This window comes from Streptomyces sp. NPDC047081, from assembly GCF_040643775.1.
Taxonomy (GTDB): domain Bacteria; phylum Actinomycetota; class Actinomycetes; order Streptomycetales; family Streptomycetaceae; genus Streptomyces.
This window is the reverse complement of sequence record NZ_JBEYUY010000045.1, coordinates 60367-76897: the sequence shown is the minus strand read 5'-3', so window position 1 is coordinate 76897 and position 16531 is coordinate 60367. Positions and strand designations below refer to the sequence as shown.

The following is a 16531-nucleotide window of genomic DNA, read 5'->3' as shown; positions in this document are numbered from 1 at the left end:
GGAACACCTGGGCGTACGGCGGATGACGGGCTTGGCGCTGGGCCTGGCGGGCGTGGCGGCACTCGACCTTCACAGGGCGACGGAGTTGCGGTTCTCCGCTGCGGCCAGGTGGTCGTAGGTCGGGTTGAGCAGCATCTCGTGGAGGTGGCGGCGGCGGACGCCCATATTGCCGCCGTCGTAGACCGGGAAACAGAGCACGTCCTGCATGATCGGCCCGAGCTTGGTGCGGTCGCCGTAGGAGTCGACGCCGACCAGCCGCATGGCGTCGTACACGGTCTGGACGGAGAGCTCGGAGTTGTAGATCTTGACCATGTTGGACAGCTCGCGGTCCATACCGCCGGTCTTGTCGAAGTGGTCGGCGGCCTTCCACGCGAAGTAGCGTCCGGCCTCGATGCGGGTCTTGATGTCGGCGAGCATGTAGCCGGCGTTCTGGTACTCAAGGACGGGCACCGGGCCGGAGCGCTTCTCGTTCTTGGCGAAGTCGTAGGCGAGTTCGAACGCGGCCCGCATCTTGCCCACCGCTGCGGCACCGATGCTGGAGCAGGTCCAGGAGAAGGCGCTCTTGGTCAGGTTGAGGCCGTCGCCGGGCCGGCCGATCAGGTTGGACAGCGGCACGTGGACATCGTTGAACTCCACGATCGGAGAGTTGGTGGCAACGTGTCCGAAGGTGTCGATCATCCCGGTGATCTCGACGCCCGGTGTGCCCTTCTCGACGACGATGATGGCCAGCGACTCGGCCGGCGGCTTCGTCTTGTCGATGCGGCAGACGACACTGATGAGGTCGGCGCCGCTCTCGTCTCAGCCCGAGGCGTTGGTGGTGTACGCCTTACGGCCGTTGATGACCCACTCGTCACCGTCTTGTACGGCGAAGGTCTGTACGCCGAAGTCCGGGTCGGGGTGGTCGAAGTTCGCGCCGCCGGCGGCCTCGGTGAAGGCGATCGCCCCGAGGGCCGGGCTCCCGTCGAGGAACGGCGCGAAGAACCGCTTCTTCTGCTCCGCTGTGCCGGCGATCAGGATCGGGTAGACGCCCAGGCCGGTACCGAGGACGGCGCTCGGGGTGTTGATGTCGACCCGTGCCAGTTCCTCACAGGCGAGCGCGAACTGGAGGTTCGTGAATCGGTGTCCCCCGTCCTCGACCGGGATCAGTCCTTTGACGAAGCCCGCGTTCACCATCTCCTGGTAGAACGGCTTGAGCGCACGGAACCGTTCGAGTGGCGTAGCCAACGGTGCGATCGCGGCTTCGACGCCGCTCAGCACGCCCTCCGCGAACTCGCGCGCTTGCTTGCGAAGTTCGAGTTCCGCCTCGGAGAGGCTGAAATCGATGGCCATCTCTGCTCCCTTGGTCGATATCCGGCTGAGTCCACAGAGCATCGATCACCAAGGCGCCGCCCGGCTCGGACGAGAGCGCAGCGAGGCCGGAACCGTCGTGCACGGTTCTCCAGCACTCCGCGGGCGGGCACCGGGTGAGACCGTGAGAGCGGTGTAACCGAATCTTCTCCGTCGGCCGTACGGCTTGAAACGGTCGTATCGCTTTTCTGGACCTGGAACCGTCGCCACGCAGCGGGGCGCGCGACGCGACGGTCCGGGGACGCGGCCGTGCCCAGGCGGAGGAGGTGTGACCGTGCGGCAGTGGCGAACCGCCGACCGCCCGGAGTCCGAGCAGTACAGCTACTGGCGTGAGGTGGTGTGCGAAGCATTCACCCCCCTTCGGCCGGCGGCCCGTGGCACCCGGGACTCCTGGGACCGCGGAGGACTCAACGGGTGGGTCGATGCACATGCTTACGGCAAGATCAACGGCGCCGAGATCGAGACGTGCGACCAGACGATCCACCACGGACGGGAGGAACTCAGCCGGATCGAGGATGAGGTCGTCTTTGTCAACCTCATGCTCAGAGGGCGGTGCGTCGTCAGCCAAGGCGCCTCGACCTGCCTGTCCGGCCCAGGCACGTTCTCGATCGTCGATGCCACCAGGACATTCCATCTCGACTACCTCGACGACTGGCGGACACTTTCGTTCCGCATCCCCGTCCGCTCCCTCCCCCATGGCCTCCCCGCCGAGGTCAACGCCGTCACCTACTCCGCCGCGCACGGCATGGGATCGATCGTCGCCGACACAATGCGCGCGGCCTGGCGGTCCGCGGCGACGCTCACCGAGGCCCAGGCCACGAGCACGGGAACGGCGCTGGCTTCCCTCGTCAACGCGCTCGCGCACGGAATGCCGACCGGTGACCACGTCAACAGCGGCACGAACGACGACGCGATACGAGACAGCATCGAGCACTACCTGACCCGTCACCTGCTCTACGGCGACACGTCTCCCGCCGCCATCGCCCACCACTTCGGAATCTCCGTCCGCAAGCTCCACCTGCTCTACGAAGACGCTCCGGCCACATTCAGCCAGACAGTGATGAGACTGCGCGCGCACCTGTGCGCCGAGGACCTGCTCGCGCACCAAGGGCGCGTCACCCTCACCGACCTTGCGATGAAGTGGGGCTTCAGCGACCTGTCCCACCTGAACCGTGTCTTCCGGCGGCAGTTCGGCTACCGCGCCGCCGAGTACACACGGATCCGATCCGCGGAACGGGCCTTCCCGGACCCGCTGCCCGTCGAGTCCGCCTGAACTGCCGAGCCGGCTCCCTCAGCCGTGCCGCACGTCCCTGGCGGGGCCGTGTTTCGTAGGCCGATTGCCGCCGTTCGGCGTGACTTGCGGAGTTGGCCGGCACGTCGGGGAGGTTCTTGGAGATGTCCTTCCAGGTGGTGCAGCCGTCGGTGGACTCGGACGGTCGAGCGGATGGCGCCCCGTCAGGCCGGGCGACTCGCCGCGATACAGTCACCCGATGTAACCGACTTCCAGACACTCCTCCCGGAGGATTTGCCGCCGTTCCCGACGCCCGGCGGCCGCGGTGCGCCGCTCACACCGTGACGCCGAAGGCTTCGAACCACCGCACCGCACGCCATACGGTACGGCCGTCAAAGCCTTCAACCACGCCCCCGCCGGATCCAGTGTCATCTCCGGATCGCGGCCTCAACTCTGAACCAGCGGCGCCTGTTTCACGTCGTAACGGGTAGATCATCCGCCCGAGTGGAGCCCGAGGCGCGAGAGGGAAGGGGGAAAGAAGGGAAGAGGTGGCGGGAGGTTCGTCGGTGCGCTGGCGTTCGGGGCGCTCGGCCTGCTGATCCTCGCAGCGGCGGTGCACGAGACCGTGGTGGTACGGCGGCTGCGGCACAACGGGACTCGGGCGCAGGGCCTCGTGGTCGACAACGTGCGGACCCGGCAGGCCGACGGGCCGACCTGGGTGCCGGTCATCGCCTTCACCGACCGGCTAGGGTGCCGGGTGGAGTTCTCACCACGGCTCCGGGGCGGCGGGTTGGGGGCGGCGACCGGGCGTGAGGTGACGGTGGTGTAGCTGCCGCCCGACCCGCAGACGGCTCGGGTGCTGATGTGGCGGCACACGGCGGGACTGGTCCTCTTCCTGTACGTCGGGGGCGTCATCTTCCTGCTCCTGGCGGTGTGGATGGTCTCGACGGGCTGATCGCGCCGCACACTGTTGCCCGACTAGTGCGGAGGTGGGCGCGCCGTGGTCGTCAGCGGGCGGCGATCAGTTCTTGCGTGCTGGTGACCGTGCCGTCGGCGTGCTGGGTGAGGCGGACGACCAGGACGTGCCGGCGATCGGCAGGCGCAGTCGCATAGAACGGCCGGCCGCCGTTGAGGCCGGCAGCCTTGAACTCCACGCGGGATCCGAAGGCTCCGGCAGCCATATCGCACCCCTTGGCCAGGGTACGACCGAATGGATCATGGTCGTGACCGGTGGCGCCGACGTCGTAGTCGACCTTCCTGTCGTCAGGTTGGGCCACGGTCCCGATGTTCACCGTGACCCATGCGTGGACCTTCACGTCCGAGCAGACGGAGATGACACTGACGGTCTTCAGACCCGGGTCGCCGCCAAGGTCCTTGCCCTGAGCATCTTCCCCGGCAAACAGAACGACGCCCGCCACTACGGCGAACCCCACGACGGCGGCGCCGAGCAGAATCATCGAGCGCGGGCGAACGATCCGGAACATGCACTCTCCTGGGCTGACTGTGGGCCGCGAACCGGCCGGCGCGCGGTTGGCCGCCCAATGGTTCGCCGACGCTTGTCCGACGGTCTGCCAACGCACCCAACTCCCCTCCCAGCAGGGGGACTTAGATGCGTCACATGAGTTGGGACGTCACGGATGGGGTACGTGGTTCACTCGCCCACCGCAGGAATCTCGGCGACGGCGAACAGGGAGGACGGCTAGCGTTCGGCGCGTGAACTCCCGAGGTGCCGCCCCCGACGAGCCGCAGACGGTGAGTATCCGCTGCAGCATCAACCGGGATGTGTGCGTGCGGCTGTCCGACCCCGTGCGCGCTGACCCCGACTGCTCGCACTACACGATCGAGGCCGACGCACCGGGGCTGAGGGCCCGCATGGACGGGGTGACCGCCTGGATCTGGGATGCCGACCTCGCACCGTTTCTGGCTCAACTGGCCGCGGACTTCCGCGGCTGGGACGGCGAGCGCGTCTGGCAGACCAACGCTCGCGACCTCACGGTCACGGCATCCTTCAGGTCGGGCGGCCATGTCGCATTGACCTGGACGCTCCGTCCCTGGCGGGGCCCGACGGACAGCTGGGAAGCCTCGATCACCACGTGGCTGGAGGCCGGTGAGCAGATGGCAGCTCTCGCCGCGGAGGTTCACCAGCTTCTCCTCCCCGAGCATCCGGGCTGAACGTGTTGAATCTCGGCGGCACCTGGCACAGGTTCGCCGGCACCTGTGCGCTTTTGAGGGGTGGATGTTGCTGGTCACGGCCACGGACGGGCGTTCGTAGGCATGCCGATGTCGTCGACGATCAGGCCGCCGCGGCAGATCCGAGCGACGGTGCAGCCGGTGGTGCCGCTGGCCTTGGCCCGGCCGACGGTGCTTGCAAGGGCGCATCGGTGTCCGTGCCTGATGGTTGGGCGCCACATCGTCTCGGCGATCGCCCGACCGCGCACGGCATGGCGGCGGCCTCACGCGGGCGGCAAGCTCCTGAGTGTGTGGCCGGGAGCTCATGGTTGGGCCGACCACGAACGTTGTGTCGTCATCGTGGGCCTGGTCAGGGGTTCGTGGTCGGTCCTTGGGTCGGGGTCAACGGGTTTCCTCACGGTCAGCAACGACCGTTGCGAGCCAGGAGTTTGACCACCCGCCAAGAAGGGACAGCAGTGGCCACTAGCGTTACCGAGATCGCCGCGTCGTGGACTCCCCCTCCCGCGGAGCCGCTGCCTCATCAGCTTCTGTCTGTGCTCGCCCAGCACCGGATGGCCACCACCCGTCAGCTCCGTGGTCTGCTTCGGCCGAACGCTGCGGCACAAGGGGCTTGTCGACTACACGGTGCTGCCCCGGTCCAACCGCTCCCGCGCCTGGTACCTCACGGGTGAAGGTGCCCGCCTTGCGCGGGACTTTCCCGCTCTGCGGGGCCGCCCACCGTATCCGATCAATTCCGCAACAGCCGCCTCGCTCAAGACACCGCACACGCTCACCGTCCTGCGGGCCCACCTGGCCTTCACGGAAGACGCCCGCCGGCTCGGGCACGAGCACGGCCCCTGGGACTGGACCCCCGAGGTGTCCCACCCCATCGGTGAGGGCGAGCGGCTCGTTGCCGATGCCGTCCTGCACTACACCGTCATCGACGGCGCGCACCGTCGGAAGCTGCGCGCGTTCGTGGAGGTCGAAAGCCGGCCTGCTGCACCCGAGCACCGTGCGGCCGGGTCATAGAGGAATGAGTGCTGGCGAAGCCCTGTGCAGCCTCTCGCGGCACGCTGATCAGCAACGACTGCACAGCTATGCCCCGTTGGGTCCCGAAGCCCTGACCTACCAAAGGAAACGGCGCCTACGGGATCGACGAACTCCCGGCGGGCCAGACGCCGCACGATGGCCGGTGTGGAGAGGCCAGCCACCTCTCCCCCACGAAGCCGTACGGCTTCGCGGAACCGGCCATCGCTACGAATCTCCTGCTACTCCTCCTGCCTCAACCGCTTGGGAAAGTACGTCAGCCGAGATCTCGGCCCTGGCCGCCACCGTGCGCGGCGAACTCCTGGAGGCGGCCGCCGTAGAAGCCGAGCTGCTCGAGCCGGCCGCCGAGCCCGTGTCGACCGAGGCGCGAACGTCTACACCTGCGGTGATCTCAGGGTGCGGGTTGGGGTCGGCGGGCAGTACGCGCGCCCGCGCCCCGGTCAGGGTGACCGTCTCGAAGAAGTCGTACGCCACAAGGGCTTCGGCCTGGGAACGCAGGAAACTGGTCCGTACGGGCTCGCCCACGCCCAGCCGGCCCCGCACCGGACGGTGACCCAACCAGGACTGACGAGCAGTCAGTTCGCCTGGGAGCGGCGGGACTCAGAGCCAGCCGCGGCGAGCGGCCTGCCAGGCGAGCTGCATCCGTGTGTCGGCGCCGGCGAGCGTCATCATGTGCTGGATGTGGCGCTGCACGGTGCGCCTGCTCAGCCCCATCTGACTCGCGATGGCCTTGTCGGCGACACCGGCCACGAGCAGCGAGAGCAGCCGACGGTCGGTCTCGGTCAGCGGGTCGGCGTCGACGACTCCGTCGCTGCCCTCCACCCCGCCGGAGGCGCTGACGTTCAGCGGGACCGCGGTCTCCCAGTAGCGCTCGAAGAGCGAGATGAGCGCCTCCAGCAGGCTGCTGCCCCGCACCAGCGCGGCCGTCGCCACCTGGGGACTGCCCTGGGGGCCACCGGGGACCAGCGGGCAGATGGCGATGGCGCGGTCGGCCACGGCCAGGCGCAGCGGCAGGTGCGGAACCGACCGGGCCACCTCACCGGCGCGGACACCTTCCACGACGTTGTCGACGGCGCCCTCGTCGTCGAAGAAGGCCTGCTCGTACAGGACGCGGTAGCGCACCCCGCGGGCGAGGGCGTCGTACTCGGCGCGGTTGCTGCCCGAGGGCATCGCCACGTACTGCGCCTTGCAGAACCAGAGCATCTCGTGGCGCGCGTTGTCCTGCATCTGCCGCAGGTGCTGGCGCAGCGCCTCTGCTCCGGTGATGACCTCGATGAGCTGGCCGGGGTCGTGCCTGCGGCGTGTGCTGCGGTAGCTGTCGAGCAGGTCGGTGACGGCGGTACGCGCCTTGTCCAGCGCGTCGGCGTTGCGCTGCAACCGCGGCAGCAGCGCCACGTCAGGCGGTACGGCGGCGTAGTGCAGCGGATCGCGGTCGGTGGGGCTGGCGAGACCCTTGCCGCGCAGGGCCGCGAGGACGGCCTCGGCGGAGTCGCGCGGGAGCCCGGTCCGGTCGGCGACCTCCTGGGCCGACGCGGTCGCGGTCCCGACCAGGAGCCGGTAGACCGTCTCCTCCATCGCCGTGAGACCTGCCGCCTCCAGCATGCCGTGCCCCTCCCTCGCCGAGCCCAACCCCGAGCAGGGGACGACCCGTTGAAGTCTGCACCGCGAGCCACCACCGGGCAAGCAAACGGCGGGTGCCGGGGCGTCCGCCCGGGCACCCGCCGTCGTTCAGCCGCTCCGCAGGGCCGACGTCACCGCCCCGAGGAGGGGCCGTGGTGCAGGTAGGCGCGGTCTACGGTCTGCCGCACGCTGTTGCCCGCGGCATCCACCGCGGTCACCCGCAGGCTGACGTACGCGTCCCCGCGCACGCCTGACGGCCGTTCGACCGCGGCGGTGAAGCGCGTGCCGCCGTGCCGCGCGGTGCGGGCGGTGTGCGCGATGTGCCAGGTACGGCCGTCGTCGTACGACGTCTCGACCTTGAGCGTGACCCCGCGCGGGGCAGCCAGGCCGTCCGGCATCCGTACGTTCAGACCCAGCGTGTGCGACCGGCGCGGGCCGACCGCGTTGCGGAAGTCCACCGGCGCGCTGTAGTCGACCTGGAGCAGCGGCAGCAGCGTGGCCGTCGCCGCGGTGTCCGAGGTGAACGTCCAGGACGTCCTGGTGCCGGTGCCGAACTGCCAGTTCGCGGAAGTACGGGCGGTGGTGAGGTCCAGCCGGTAGCCGGCCTTGCCAGCGGGCACCTCGAATCCGCCCCAGGCCCCGGTGTCGGACTGCGCCACGAGCCGGCCGTTGCGGTACACCTCGGCGTGGGCCACGTCGCTCGGGTCGCCCACCGCGGACACCGCGGCACCGGTGCCTACACCGCCACCCAGCGAGCTGGCCTCCGCGAACGACCAGTGGCCGGACTGGGAGTCGGTGAATTCCGGGATGTGCAGGGACAAGGTGTCGCCGTTGCGCACCGAGCCGGGCCAGCCCGTCACACCGTGCGGGATCGACGGGCGCACCGGCCCCGCGAACCACTTCTCCGCGGCGTGCTGGCCGGGCCGGTAGGTGCGGGCGGCGTCCTGCATGCCGACGCCCAGCTCGAGGTCGCGGTCCATGACGGTGTCGTGGTGCACGGTGTGGCTCCACAACGTGTCACCGGCCGTCACGTACTCGGTGCGCTGCTGTCCCACCGGCACGTCACGGGTGTACTGGTTCCAGGCGAACTCCTGGTAGGGGCGCCAGCCGAAACGCTGCTCGCTTCCCCAGGCCGAGGCGCCGGTGCGGGTGTAGGCGGCCTTCACCACCGCGCTGTTCCGTTCGCTGACCGTGTACACCAGCTTCTCGGGAACACGCTGCTGGGACACCTGCATCACGTCGTACAGGTAGGGGCTCTTCACCGTGCCGGAGAAGTCCACCGTGGTGGTGTGCTCACCGGCGCGCTTGAGCAGGTCGGTGCCCTCCGTCGTGCCGGCGCGCATGATCGGCAGCGCGAGGCGGTCGCCCTCCGGCTGCCAGCGCGTCCAGGGGAAGAAGCCCTCGGGCATGACGAGCATCAGCGCCTTGGCCCCGGCGTCCGAGGCGGCCTTCGCCAGCTCGGCGTCGTTGCCGAAGTCGTAGCGGACGACAGCGAGCTTCCCGCGCACATGGGCGGCCTTGAGGTCCGCGGCGGTGCCCGCTCCGGCGTCCACCGCGGTCAGCCGGACGCCGTTGTCGTCGAAGACCGGAGAGGTCGGCAGGTAGTACGGGACGAAGGGCGCCGAGGTGCCGGACACTTTCGCCCGCAACTGCGGGGCCGTCATCTGCCAGCGCGAGGCGAACTCGAAGGTGCCGTCGGTGACCTGCGCGGTCGGGCTGACGTAGATGCGCTTGGCGACGTCGAAGAACATCACGCCCTGGATCAGGCCGTGGCCCTCGATGCGCCGGTACGTCTGGTAGCTGAGGATCCCTCGCTGCTCGGCGGGCTCGGGCGTGCGGATCTGCACCTGGGTGACCTTGGAGGCGTCCAGCGTCACCGTGGTGTCCTTGGAGACCTTCACCTGCGGGTTGATCACCTCGACCAGTTCCTGGCCGTCCGAGGCGTTGTCCAAAGTGCTGAAGTCGACCTGGTAGGTGCCCTCCTCGACGACGGCGACCGCGGGGTCGGCGCTGGTGTACGAGACGAAGCCGTCCTGGCCCCAGATCGTCGGCAGCCAGCCCGGCAGCACCTTGCCCGCGCGGTCGCGGGCGATCACGGTGAGCCGGTGCTGCGGCGCGTGCACGACCAGGGAGAGCGTGGTGTGGGCGAGGACGGTGCCGTCAGCGCCGGTCGCGGTGGCGTAGCCGTAGTAGGCGCCGCGCTTGGCGTCCTTCGGGTCGGTGCTCAGCGGCACGTCTGCGGAGGCGCCGGGGGCGAGGTGGACGGTGCTCGCGCCGGGCGCGACGACACCGGCCGTCAGGGCCACGCCGTCGGAGTTGGCCAGGGCCACGCTCAACTTCAGGTCCACTGCCTTGTCACCGGTGTTGGTGTAGTGCAGGGTCGCCGACTGCTGCTTGTCGCCGCCCAGCTGGACGGCGGGCAGCAGCACGCTGCCGGTGGCCGTGACCGCGCCCATGGCCGCGGCGACGTCGATCCGGCCGCCGCCCTGCTCGGTCGCCTTCGTGCCCGGCACGGTGTGGGCGGTGCTGATCAGCGCGTCCTTCAACTGCCGGCCGCTCCAGCCGGGGTGCTGCTGGGCGATCAGCGCGACGGCACCCGCCACGTGCGGGGTCGCCATCGAGGTGCCGGACGCCGCCGTGTAGTTCGCGTCGACCGGGTCGCCCATGGTGGTGCCGGACGCGCGCGCGGCGACGATGCCGACGCCGGGGGCGGTCACGTCGGGCTTGACGGCCTTGTCGCCGAGGCGCGGACCGCGGCTGGAGAAGGAGGCGAGGGAGTCGTCGCGGTCCACGGCGCCCACCGTCAGCGCGGCGTCGGCCGCACCGGGCGAACCGATGGTGGAGTCCCCGTTCTCGCCCGCGTTGCCCGCCGCGACGACGAAGAGGGTGTCGCCGGAGGCGGACAGCGTGTTGAGGGCCTGGCTCATCGGGTCGGTGCCGTCGGTCGGCTCGTCGGAGCCGAGGCTCATGTTGACGACCTTGGCGTGCTCGGCGGCCGCCCACTCCATGCCGTCGATGACCTGCGACTCCGAGCCGTAGCCGTCGTCGCCGAGCACCTTGCCGATCAGCAGCTCCGCCTTCGGTGCCACGCCCTTGCGGGAACCGGAGGACGCAGCGCCCGTACCGCCGACGATCGACGCCACGTGCGTGCCGTGCCCGAAGTGGTCCACGGTGTTCCCGCTGCCCGAGAAGTCCTTCGCCTCCGCGATCCGGCCCGCCAGATCGGGGTGGGCGGCGTCCACACCAGTGTCCAGCACGGCCACCTTCACGCCCTGGCCCTCGTACCCGGCCTTCCACGCCGTGGGCGCGTTGATCTGCGCCGTGCTGCGGTCCAAGACCGGCGCGACCCGGCCGTCCAGCCACACCCGCGGGGTCGCGGCGGCTCGGGCGGTGCCCTCGGCGTCGCCCGGGTTCAAGGCCTTCCAGAAGGCGCCGAGGTCGTCGTCCGCGACGCGCAGCGACCGCGCGCCGATACTGGCGAGGGTCCGCGCCGGGGCCGATGCCTCGTTGAACGCGGCGACCCGGTCGGCGACGGCGGCCGCGGCCTTGTCACTCTTCGCGGTCGTCCGGGCGACGCCGCCGCGCGGGGAGGCGGAGACGATCAGCGGCAGCGCGGAGGTGCCGGCCTCGTCGTAGCCCTGGGCGATCAGGGTGGACACGTCGAACAGACGCCGGTCCAGCGTCCCGGCGGAGACCAGGTCCGCGGCGTCCGACGGCAGCACCGTCAGGTCGCCGCCGTCCTCCTGGTACGTGCGGAAGGCGATGCCCTCGCGGCCGGGTCCCGGCTCGACGGAGGCGGCGCGGCGGCCGTCGGCCCCCGGCGTCACCGTCACACGGTCGCCGGTCACCAGGCGTACGGTCACGGGCGGCCCGCCCGGGCCCCCGGCCGGTCGCGCCGCGCTGTCCCGGGGCGTCTGGGCGGAGGCCGCCGGTACGCCTCCGCCGGCCAGCAGCAATCCTGTCGATATCGCCGCCGTCAGGCGGATCCATGCCATCAGCCAAGCACCTCTCGTACAGCTGGGAGTCACGCGCTGTCCGACAGAATCTGCTGTGGCGGTAGGCATGTCACTGGCCACTGGTGTCACACCTGCGACATGTCCCAATGGCGCCACGGGGTGCGGCCGCGGCCCTCGTTAGGGGCTGTCGTTTGGATCAGGCCGGTCTGACTCACGGTGCCCTGCCTGCTGGACACACCTTCGCCGCATGAACCGCCTGCACAACCTCGGCTCGTTGAAGACCGGCCCATGGCGGACGTGCTCGACGCTGAGCATGTCGAGCCAGTTGATCATTGTGGGACAGGCTTTGGGGCCAATGCCGTGACTCTGCTGGTGGTGTTGGTAAGCCGCTGACGGCTGGCTGTGCGCGGTGCTTGGCTGGGAGTGTGCGGGGTGGTGTCGTCGGTGGAGGTGGTCGCGGTGTCGCTGCGGCCGGAGGATCACCAGCGAATCCCGGTACGGATGGCGCGGGCGGCATGTCCGAAGGGCATCCCGGCCATGCTCATCCGAGGCCGGTTGGATGTCCTGTTCGAACACCCGGCGCGGCAACACCGGGCATGTGGAGGAGCCCCATGGCTCCTCCACCACGGCGGTCCCGCCCCGGTCGGCCGGGGAGCGCAACCGCCGTGCCGCGTCGACGGCCTCGCGCTCAGCGGAGCGTGCGCTCCAGCCGTTCCGCCACCAGCTTGACGAACCGGGCGGGCTCCTTGGGCTGTCCGCCTTCCGCGAGGACGGCCAGTCCGTGCAGCAGTTGGGCGGTTTCGGCGAGTTCCGCGCGGTCCTCCTGCTCCGCGTGGGCCTGCCGCAAGCCACGGACGAGCGCGTGACCGGGGTTGAGTTCGAGAATCCGCTTGGTGACCGGCACCTCCTGGCCCATCGCACGGTACATGTTCTCCAGCGCCGGGCTGAGGTCATGGGCATCGGAGACGACACACGCCGGTGAGACGGTCAGGCGGGTCGACAGCCGGACATCCCTGACCTCCTCCCCCAGCTGCTCCTTCATCCACTCCAGCAGGCCGGCATAGCTCTCGTCCTGCTCCTGCCGTGCGCTGTCCTCCTGTTCGCCATCCTGAACGTCGAGGTCAATCTCGCCCTTGGCGACCGACCGCAGTTGCCTGCCCTCGAACTCACCCACGGCGTCGACCCACACCTCGTCGACGGGGTCGGTCAGCAGCAGGACCTCGATGCCTCGGGCCTTGAACACCTCCATGTGCGGGGAGTTCTCAATGCTCTGCCGGGACTCGCCGGTCAGGTAGTAGATGTGCTCCTGACCGTCCTTCATCCGCTCCACATACTGCTGGAGCGTCGTCGGCTCGTCCCCCTCATGGGTGCTGGCGAAGGACGCGACCGCGAGGATGGCGTCGCGGTTGTCCGGGTCGCCGAGCAGTCCCTCCTTCAGCACGGCGCCGAACTCGCGCCAGAACGTGGCGTACTTCTCACCGTCGTTGGCCTTCAGCTCCTTCACCGACGACAGGACCTTCTTGGTCAGCCGCCGCTGGATCATCCTGATGTGGCGGTCCTGCTGGAGGATCTCCCGGGAGACGTTGAGCGAAAGGTCCTGCGCGTCGACGACGCCCTTGACGAAGCGGAGGTACGGCGGCAGCAGCGCCTCGCAGTCGTCCATGATCAGCACGCGCCGGACGTAGAGCTGCAGACCGCGCCGGAAGTCCCGGGTGAACAGGTCGTGCGGGGCGTGGGCCGGCAGGAACAGCAGCGCCTGGTACTCGAAGGTGCCCTCGGCCTGGAACCGGATCGTCTCCAGCGGGTCGCGCCAGTCGTGGCTGACGTGCTTGTACAGCTCGTGGTACTCCTCCGCCGAGACCTCCTCGCGCGAGCGTGCCCACAGGGCCTTGCGCGAGTTCAGCGTCTCCGGCTCGGCCGTCTCCTCGCCGTCGCCGGTCTGGGGGACGAGACGGATCGGCCAGGTGATGAAGTCCGAGTACCGCTTGACGATCTCCCTGATCTTCCAGGTGGAGGTGTAGTCGTGCAGCTGGTTCTCGGGGTCGGCGGGCTTGAGATGGAGCGTCACGGACGTGCCCTGCGGCGCCTCCTCGACCTTCTCCAGCGAGTACGTGCCCTCACCGCGGGACGACCAGCGCGTGCCGCTGCTCTCGCCGAGGCGCCGGGTCACCAGGGTCATCTCGTCGGCCACCATGAATCCGGCGTAGAACCCGATGCCGAACCGGCCGATCAGCCCCTCCGCGCCGGCCTCGTCCTGGGCCTCCTCCAGTTCCTTGAGGAGCGCCGCCGTACCGGAGTTGGCAATGGTGCCGATCAACGTGCCGACCTCGTCGTACGACATCCCGATGCCGTTGTCCCGCACGGTGAGCGTTCGGGCCTCCGGGTCCACCTCGATCTGGACGTGCAGATCGGACAGGTCCACGTCGAGGCCGTCGTCGCGCAGGGCGGCCAGGCGCAGCTTGTCGAGCGCGTCCGAGGCGTTGGAGACGAGCTCCCGCAAGAAGACGTCCTTGTTCGAGTAGACCGAATGAATCATCAGCTGGAGCAGCTGACGGGCCTCAACCTGAAACTCAAACGTTTCGGTGGACATGGTTCGCGTGTCCCTCACAGGTCCCTGAGTCGCGGAAAACGAGCGACATTCACTTTAAAACACCACGTCAGGGTGTTTCACGTGAAACTGACAGCTCGTCACACCTCAGTCCCGGCGGGCCGTGACGTCACCGTTGACCGTGGTCAGGGTCATCACGCGGTTTCGGGCGGCATCCTGGACGTGGACATCGGTCGTGGTGCGCCCGTTGTCGGTGCTCATGGTGACGCGGTAAGCCGGGGCGTCGTGGGGGACGGTGACATCGACCGAGCCGTTGACGGTCCTCGCGGTCACGCCCGCGGGCGCGGCAGCGCACTGCACCACCACATCGCCGTTGACGGTGCTCGCGTGCAGCCGGCCAGCCTCCACCGATGTCGCGCGCACCGATCCGTTGCGGGTGGACAGCCGCAACGGGGCGTGCGCCTGACCGGAGTGGGTCACTGCCACATCACCATTGACGGTCGTGACGTCCAACGCGGCGGCGACGTCCACCACGTCGACGCCGGCGTTGCGGGCGGTGACGATGACCTTCACGCCGTCGGGGATCTCGACGTACGGCATCCGTGGACAGCCGCGACCGTCGTGGTCGGCGCAGTCCAGATCAAGGGTCCAGCGGTCGCCGTGGTGGGACCAGTGCCCGTCGATGCGGTCGTCCACCGTGATGTGGCGGCCGCTGGCCGGGCGCAGCCGCAGTCCGTTGTCGGTGCTGATCAAGACTTCGCCTCCAGACGCCGCCGCACGCAGTGCGTTGTCGGTCCGTGAGGGGTCGGTGCCACCGCTGTCGCAGGAGCTCGCGGACGGCAGCGCCAGCAGCAGCAACATCGTCGCAGGCATCAGGCGCCGTAGAGGCATCACCTTCATGCCCCTACGGTTGCCCCGCATCGACGCGGCCATGGCGGCGCGCGCGGCGTCGGCTGGACGGACAGGCCTGGGCAGGCCGAGGCCGGGCCCTACGGGATGTCCCGGCGGACGCTGCTGACCGTACGACGGCCCTGGCGGCCGTGGCGGAGGCAGTACTGGCCGCCCCAACTGCCCTCGCGGCGACATCTCAGGAAGCGGATCACGCGGGGCCTCAGGAAGCGCTGGACGGCCGTGGCCACGGGGCCATGGGTGCGCTGGCGGAGGTGGGTGACACGGACGGGATATGGCGGGGCGTCAGCGGGGTCGCCGTACTGGGCGCGACGCCGCGGGTTCCGACTGCCGGGAGGTTCCGGGCTCCCCCGCGGGAGGCCGGCTGACCGCCCGGGTCCGGCCAGTAGGCTGCGCGGGCCGTGCCGTGCCGAACGCAGACGGTACGGCACCGCCTCAATTCTGCGGGCCGATCACCAGGTGGCAGCGGTCTGTCCGTACGCCGCGTTCACAGCGACGATCGCCTGCTCGTAGGTGTCGGTCCGGGGGTCGATGGGCACCTCCATGCCCTCCGTCGTCGCGAGCTCCCGCTCCAGGCGCACCGCGGGAGACAGCCCGAGCAGGGAGTGGCGGAAGCGGCGGGTGGCCGCGTTCAACTCCGCGGCGCCCTCCCACTCCCCCGGTAGTCGATCTCAGGCAGCCGCCGGTCGTACAACAGCCCCTCCGCGATGCAGGCGACGTTCTCCGGGTCGGCGACGGGGGTGCGCAGGGAGGCGATGCCGGCGTAGAGGGTGACGTCGTAGGGGTTGGGCCCGAGCAGGGCGTAGGACCAGCCCTGGCGCTCGATCCAGTGCAGCCGGATGCCGCCGTGCCCGCTGGTGCGGCTGATGTCCCAGGTCAGCTTCATCCAGGTGGCCAGGCCGCGATGGCGAGGGTAGAAGTCGGCGCGGACGGTACCCCGCGGGATGCCGCGGGCGATGAGAGCGTCGTCGACGGCCTGCACGTGGCGCATGTGCGGCAGCCCCAGGGGCATGGAGGCCGGGCCCGGCGGGTGAAGCAGCATCGTGCCTCCAGGGCAGATACAGAGCGGACACGGTCAGCGGGCGGCGTTCAGGAGGTGCGGCGGTAGACCGCGGCGGGGCCGATGAGCCCGGGCCGAACTTGTCGCGGACGCGGTCGACGGCCGCCTCGGCGACCACGCGAGCCTCCCGGGTGGTGTCGAGGCTGATCTGCCGTGCCGCCCGGTCGACGCCGATGAGGTCCTCCCCCTTGAGGGTGAGACCGGTCAGGCGTCCGCGCTGAAGGCCGGCCCCGTCCATCAACCTGGTAGGCCAGCAGGCGCAGATCGTCGTCGCGCGCGGACGCCTCCGGCAGGCGGCGGGTCTTCTCCCACAAGGCGCCGCCCGCGAACCGCAGGCTCAAGGTCACCGCGCGGGCCACCTGGCCCCGCCGGCGCAGCCGGGTGCCGAGCTGCACGACCAGAGCGAGCAGGGCCGCCCGGACCATGGCGCCGCCCAGGGTGTGACGCTCGAAGGTGCAGCGCACGCTCGCCGTGGCCGGCAGGCGCGGGGGACGACGGGGCGCGGGTCGATGCCGCGGGCCCGATCCGCGGCCAGCCGCGCGGCCTTCCCGCCCAGCAGGCGCTGCACCGTGGCGGTGGGGACGGCGGCGAGCAGGCCGACGTAGTGGATGCCGTAGTCGCGCAGCACCGCGGCCTGGCGCGGT

14 protein-coding genes and 1 pseudogene are annotated in these 16531 nt (G+C 70.0%); 4 read left to right on the top strand and 11 right to left on the bottom strand.

Annotation, left to right across the window (positions count from 1 at the left end):
- Window positions 1-69: 69 nt before the first annotated feature.
- Both ABZ848_RS46270 and ABZ848_RS46265 read right to left on the bottom strand, forming a co-directional pair.
- Window positions 70-636 (bottom strand): acyl-CoA dehydrogenase family protein, encoded by a 567-nt coding sequence (locus tag ABZ848_RS46270; protein WP_360842167.1) that lies wholly within the window; start codon window positions 634-636, stop codon window positions 70-72.
- A 162-nt stretch (window positions 637-798) separates the two neighbouring features.
- Entirely contained in the window at window positions 799-1329 is a 531-nt protein-coding gene (locus tag ABZ848_RS46265) for an acyl-CoA dehydrogenase family protein (protein WP_360842165.1), read from the bottom strand.
- Between the two features lie 292 nt (window positions 1330-1621).
- On the opposite strand from ABZ848_RS46265, the gene ABZ848_RS46260 reads away from it, so the two are divergent.
- Both ABZ848_RS46260 and ABZ848_RS46255 read left to right on the top strand, forming a co-directional pair.
- Window positions 1622-2620 carry a helix-turn-helix domain-containing protein gene (locus ABZ848_RS46260; protein ID WP_360842162.1) on the top strand — a complete coding sequence of 333 codons (999 nt, stop codon included), beginning with the start codon at window positions 1622-1624 and terminating at the stop codon, window positions 2618-2620.
- Between the two features lie 571 nt (window positions 2621-3191).
- A complete protein-coding gene (locus ABZ848_RS46255; RefSeq protein WP_360842159.1) occupies window positions 3192-3407 on the top strand; it encodes a hypothetical protein in 216 nt (71 codons plus the stop codon).
- Between the two features lie 178 nt (window positions 3408-3585).
- Here ABZ848_RS46255 and ABZ848_RS46250 read toward each other — a convergent pair whose 3' ends face one another.
- Window positions 3586-4062, bottom strand: a complete 477-nt coding sequence (locus ABZ848_RS46250) for a hypothetical protein (protein WP_360842156.1) — start codon at window positions 4060-4062, stop codon at window positions 3586-3588.
- A gap of 229 nt (window positions 4063-4291) precedes the next feature.
- On the opposite strand from ABZ848_RS46250, the gene ABZ848_RS46245 reads away from it, so the two are divergent.
- Both ABZ848_RS46245 and ABZ848_RS46240 read left to right on the top strand, forming a co-directional pair.
- Window positions 4292-4750, top strand: coding sequence for a DUF6228 family protein (locus tag ABZ848_RS46245; protein WP_360842153.1), 459 nt, complete (start codon window positions 4292-4294; stop codon window positions 4748-4750).
- Window positions 4751-5319: 569 nt separating this feature from the next.
- A pseudogene (locus ABZ848_RS46240) lies at window positions 5320-5734 on the top strand (replication-relaxation family protein); the annotation flags it as partial.
- A gap of 660 nt (window positions 5735-6394) precedes the next feature.
- Here ABZ848_RS46240 and ABZ848_RS46235 read toward each other — a convergent pair.
- From ABZ848_RS46235 to ABZ848_RS46200, 8 genes are all read right to left on the bottom strand, one after another.
- Window positions 6395-7396 carry a helix-turn-helix domain-containing protein gene (locus ABZ848_RS46235; protein WP_360842150.1) on the bottom strand — a complete coding sequence of 334 codons (1002 nt, stop codon included), beginning with the start codon at window positions 7394-7396 and terminating at the stop codon, window positions 6395-6397.
- Window positions 7397-7545: 149 nt separating this feature from the next.
- Window positions 7546-11409: a S8 family serine peptidase gene (locus ABZ848_RS46230; protein ID WP_360842147.1), complete on the bottom strand. Its 3864-nt coding sequence runs from the start codon at window positions 11407-11409 to the stop codon at window positions 7546-7548.
- Window positions 11410-12058: 649 nt separating this feature from the next.
- Window positions 12059-13960, bottom strand: a complete 1902-nt coding sequence (gene htpG, locus ABZ848_RS46225; protein ID WP_360842144.1) for a molecular chaperone HtpG — start codon at window positions 13958-13960, stop codon at window positions 12059-12061.
- A 105-nt stretch (window positions 13961-14065) separates the two neighbouring features.
- Window positions 14066-14818: a DUF4097 family beta strand repeat-containing protein gene (locus ABZ848_RS46220; protein WP_360842141.1), complete on the bottom strand. Its 753-nt coding sequence runs from the start codon at window positions 14816-14818 to the stop codon at window positions 14066-14068.
- A gap of 89 nt (window positions 14819-14907) precedes the next feature.
- A complete protein-coding gene (locus tag ABZ848_RS46215; RefSeq protein WP_360842138.1) occupies window positions 14908-15057 on the bottom strand; it encodes a hypothetical protein in 150 nt (49 codons plus the stop codon).
- 222 nt (window positions 15058-15279) lie between these two features.
- Window positions 15280-15462 carry a hypothetical protein gene (locus ABZ848_RS46210; protein WP_360842135.1) on the bottom strand — a complete coding sequence of 61 codons (183 nt, stop codon included), beginning with the start codon at window positions 15460-15462 and terminating at the stop codon, window positions 15280-15282.
- Entirely contained in the window at window positions 15459-15869 is a 411-nt protein-coding gene (locus ABZ848_RS46205; RefSeq protein WP_360842132.1) for a hypothetical protein, read from the bottom strand. Before ABZ848_RS46205 ends, ABZ848_RS46210 begins: the two co-directional genes overlap by 4 nt.
- Window positions 15870-15916: 47 nt before the next feature.
- Window positions 15917-16312, bottom strand: a complete 396-nt coding sequence (locus tag ABZ848_RS46200; protein WP_360842173.1) for a hypothetical protein — start codon at window positions 16310-16312, stop codon at window positions 15917-15919.
- Between the last annotated feature and the right edge of the window lie 219 nt (window positions 16313-16531).

Coding starts and splice junctions, on each gene's coding strand:
- ABZ848_RS46235 (WP_360842150.1), bottom strand. CDS start 7,396: ATGCTGGAGGCGGCAGGTCTCACGGCGATGGAGGAGACGGTCTACCGG.
- ABZ848_RS46265 (WP_360842165.1), bottom strand. CDS start 1,329: ATGGCCATCGATTTCAGCCTCTCCGAGGCGGAACTCGAACTTCGCAAG.
- ABZ848_RS46205 (WP_360842132.1), bottom strand. CDS start 15,869: ATGCTGCTTCACCCGCCGGGCCCGGCCTCCATGCCCCTGGGGCTGCCG.
- htpG (WP_360842144.1), bottom strand. CDS start 13,960: ATGTCCACCGAAACGTTTGAGTTTCAGGTTGAGGCCCGTCAGCTGCTC.
- ABZ848_RS46250 (WP_360842156.1), bottom strand. CDS start 4,062: ATGTTCCGGATCGTTCGCCCGCGCTCGATGATTCTGCTCGGCGCCGCC.
- ABZ848_RS46230 (WP_360842147.1), bottom strand. CDS start 11,409: ATGGCATGGATCCGCCTGACGGCGGCGATATCGACAGGATTGCTGCTG.
- ABZ848_RS46200 (WP_360842173.1), bottom strand. CDS start 16,312: ATGGTCCGGGCGGCCCTGCTCGCTCTGGTCGTGCAGCTCGGCACCCGG.
- ABZ848_RS46220 (WP_360842141.1), bottom strand. CDS start 14,818: ATGAAGGTGATGCCTCTACGGCGCCTGATGCCTGCGACGATGTTGCTG.